The 2,669-nt window shown below is 68.4% G+C and carries 3 protein-coding genes; all 3 read left to right on the plus strand.

Annotation, left to right across the window (positions count from 1 at the left end; genetic code table 11):
• Window positions 1-1,038, plus strand: a 1,038-nt coding sequence (locus tag AC36XV_RS02045) for a coproporphyrinogen-III oxidase family protein (protein ID WP_492202005.1), incomplete at its 5' end; no start/stop codon positions are given.
• A gap of 24 nt (window positions 1,039-1,062) precedes the next feature.
• Window positions 1,063-2,109, plus strand: coding sequence for a heat-inducible transcriptional repressor HrcA (gene hrcA, locus AC36XV_RS02050; protein ID WP_492202006.1), 1,047 nt, complete (start codon window positions 1,063-1,065; stop codon window positions 2,107-2,109).
• A 79-nt stretch (window positions 2,110-2,188) separates the two neighbouring features.
• Window positions 2,189-2,669 (plus strand): DnaJ domain-containing protein (locus AC36XV_RS02055; protein ID WP_492202007.1); only part of this gene is annotated, 481 nt, incomplete at its 3' end.

The raw sequence follows: 2,669 nt of genomic DNA on the forward strand, positions 1-2,669 counted from the left end.
GAGGCGGCCTCGTGGTTCGAGAGGCTGGCGTGGCCGAGGCCGCTCGTCCTCGAGACCCTGTTCATCGGGGGCGGCACGCCGTCCCTGATCGGGCCCGGGATGGACGGGGTCCGGGACGCGCTTTCCGGGTACTTCGACCTCGGACGTCCGGACCTGGAGTGGACCGCCGAGTCCAACCCGGCCTCCCTGTCGCTCGAAGTCGCCCGCGAGTGGAGGTCGGCGGGAGTCAACCGCATCAGCATCGGCGTGCAGTCGTTCGACGACTCCGTCCTCACCTGGCTCGGCCGACTGCACGACGCGGCCGGAGCGAGGGAGGCGATCGACCGGGCGCTGGAGGCGGGGTTCGAGAGCGTGAACATCGACCTGATGTTCGGACTGCCCGCCGAAGTCCCTCGCGACTGGTCGAGGGAGGTGGACACGGTTCTCGAGATGGGCGTGACGCACGTCAGCGCATACGGACTGACCGCCGAGCCGCGCACGCCCCTCGGCCGACGGGTCCATTCCGGCGAGATCCAGATGGTCGGCGGTGAACGCTACGCCGGGGAGTACCTGTCGGCCGTGGAGGCGCTCGAGCGGGCCGGCTTCGTCCACTACGAGGTGTCCAATTTCGCGCTGCCGGGACACGAGTGCCGACACAACTGGCACTACTGGGATGGATCGTCGTACCTTGGCCTCGGTCCGTCGGCGCACAGCTTCCTCGGTGGAACGCGGGCGTGGAACGTCTTCCGCTGGGAAGCGTATCGCAGGGCGATCGCCGGAGACGGTGAGACGCTCGAGGGGCATGAGACTCCGGGGGCGAGCGAGAGTCGGCTGGAACGACTCTGGCTCGCCCTTCGTACACATCGGGGGCTGGACGAACGGGAGCACGGGGCTGCGGCGGACATCCGTTCCCGGGCGGCGGACCTCCTGGAAGCCTGGCGTCTGGCGGGATGGGTGCGGGACGAAGACAGGAGTCGAGTTCGACTGACGCCGGAGGGGTGGCTGAGATTGGACGAGCTGGTGGCGGAGCTGGCCGGCCGCCTCCCGGAACACGGATAGGAAACCCGGATTCGAGGGGAAGAGGTGCACGACAGTCTATCCGAGCGAGAGAGGACGATCCTCCAGGCGGTGATCGAGGCGTACATCGAGTCGGCCGAGCCGGCCGGTTCGCGCCGGATCGTCCGGCTGTACGATCTGGACATCTCGCCGGCCACGGTCCGGAACACCATGGCGGACCTCGAGACCAAGGGCTACCTGACCCACCCGCATACGTCGGCGGGTCGGGTTCCGACGGACCTGGCGTATCGGTACTACGTGGACAGCCTGATGGGGCGACGCGACGTCTCGACGCGTCAGCGGGCGCGGATCGAGAAGGAGCTGACGGCCGCGCCGACGGCCTCGGAACTCGAGTCGATCGTCCAGAAGGCGGCGCGCGTTCTCGGGCTGCTCACGGGCGAGCTCGGTCTCTCGGTGGGTCCGATCCTGGCCGACTCGGTGCTGCTCAAGCTCGACTTCGTGCCGATCGATTCGGGCAAGGCGCTGATGGTGCTGACGCTGAAGTCCGGGGTCGTGCGCACGATCTACGTGGACCTCCCGGCGGCGCTCCCACCCGAGACGCTGGTGGCGGTCGCCCGGGCGATGAACGAGCGGCTCGCGGGTTCGACGCTGCGCGAAATCCACGGAACGCTCACGGACCGGCTGCGAGACATCCAGGTGCCGGACGCGTCCGCGGAGGCGTTCGTGAACATCTTCGTCGAGTCGGGTCCCGACATGATCGAGTGGGTGCTCGGGGAGGAGGACATCCACCTCGGGAGCGTCTCGCTGCTGGCCAGCCAGCCCGAGTTCCACTCGGGGGAGCGGCTGAAGGAGCTGATGGAGCTCACCGAGCAGCGCGAGCTCCTGGCTTCGGTGCTGCATGGGCGGGCCATGACGGGTGGGTCTCAGATCACGATCGGGGCGGAGCACGGTACCCCGGAGCTGGCCGGACTCACCATCATCACGGCCACCTACCAGCTGGACCAGGTGGAAGGGGTGGTCGGCGTGATCGGTCCGACCCGGATGCCGTACGAGAAGGTGCTGGCGGTGGTCGAGTGTACCTCGAGCCTGGTGTCGAATCTGGTTTCACACTGACGTCGGCGGTCACCGGCTGGCCCCGGACGGGCTCCGGAGCGACCGCGACACGGAAGGCATGAGCTTCAGCAGGGAATAGATGGCGGACTACTACGAGCGTCTGGGCGTCTCGCGCGATGCGGACCCGGACACGATCAAGAAGGCCTATCGCAAGCTGGCGATGGAGTTCCACCCGGATCGGAACGACTCGCCGGATGCGGAGGAGAAGTTCAAGCGGGTCACCGAGGCGTACGAGGTCCTCCGGGACCCCGACCTGAGGCAGCGCTACGACCGGTTCGGGGAGGCGGGGGTCAAGCGGGGCGCCGGTGCGGGCGCGGGCCCCGGGTTCGGCAGCTTCGACTTCGCGGACGCCTTCGAGGTGTTCATGCGGGAGTTCGGAGGGATGGGGTTCGGTGACCTGTTCGGAGGGCGATCGGGACGCTCCCGCGGCCCTCGCCGCGGCTCTGATCTGAAGCTCAAGCTGAACGTGTCCCTCGAAGATGCGGCCCGGGGGGTCGAGCGCAGCCTCAAGGTCAAGGTCCTCGACAGCTGTGCGCGGTGCGGAGGCTCCGGAGCAGAGC

The organism is Candidatus Benthicola sp. (assembly GCF_058719085.1).